Here is a 627-nt window from a genome sequence, read left to right as displayed (position 1 = left end):
CAGCCGCATCCAGCACCGCCTTCGCCAGTTCCGACAGCGACACCTCCCCGTCCGCCGCCGCCCGCGCCAGCGACCGGGTCAGACTGTCGCCCGCCCGGCCGAACGCCGCCTCGATGGCGTTGGCCGCATCCTCGGCCGGTCCTTTCAGCGCCTCCAGCGCCGCCCCGGCCTCGGCGGTCTTCAGCGGCAGATCGTCGATCCCGCCGCGCCCGAATTCACCCGTCATCCGGCCAGTCCTCCATCAGTTTCGTCAGCCCCGCCCGACCCATCGGCGCCGCCCCACGCGGCCCCTCGGTCAGCATCCGCCACTCCTTCAGCGACATCCGCCAGAAGGCCTCCGGCGCGATTCCCATCCGCATCGCCGCCCGCAGCATCTCGCCCCACGGGGTCTCCCCCGAGTTCACCGCGCCGCCGCCTCGAAGGCCGCCGCCACCGCCCGCGCCGCCTCGCGCGGCTCGACCCCGGCCACATCCGGCGCCGTCTCTCCGCCCCCGCGCAGCACCGCCGCCAGCGCCACCATCAGATCCCGCGCCGACAGAGCCTTCATCCGCTCCGCCGCCGCCGCCAGCCCCTCGACCGCCAACCCGGTCTCGATCTCCGCCAACGCCCCCAGGGTCAGACACACCC

2 protein-coding genes and 1 pseudogene are annotated in these 627 nt (G+C 75.0%); all 3 read right to left on the bottom strand.

The annotated features are described in order from the left end of the window. Positions 1-226 (bottom strand): annotated as a pseudogene (locus ER13_RS17430) (phage tail tape measure C-terminal domain-containing protein); the annotation flags it as partial. Beyond that, on the bottom strand, positions 216-404 hold the full coding sequence (locus tag ER13_RS18125) for a phage tail assembly chaperone (RefSeq protein WP_368664394.1): 189 nt from the start codon (positions 402-404) through the stop codon (positions 216-218). The pseudogene ER13_RS17430 and the gene ER13_RS18125, both read right to left, overlap by 11 nt. Beyond that, the gene (locus tag ER13_RS18875; RefSeq protein WP_081836277.1) at positions 401-625 is read right to left on the bottom strand and encodes a GTA-gp10 family protein; all 225 of its coding nucleotides are present in this window, start codon (positions 623-625) and stop codon (positions 401-403) included. The genes ER13_RS18125 and ER13_RS18875 overlap by 4 nt, the downstream gene beginning before the upstream one ends. Between the last annotated feature and the right edge of the window lie 2 nt (positions 626-627).

The organism is Brevundimonas sp. EAKA (assembly GCF_000698025.1).
Classification (GTDB): Bacteria; Pseudomonadota; Alphaproteobacteria; order Caulobacterales; family Caulobacteraceae; genus Brevundimonas; species Brevundimonas mediterranea_A.
The sequence above is the reverse complement of the archived record's forward strand: the minus strand, read 5'-3'. Positions and strand labels throughout refer to the sequence as shown.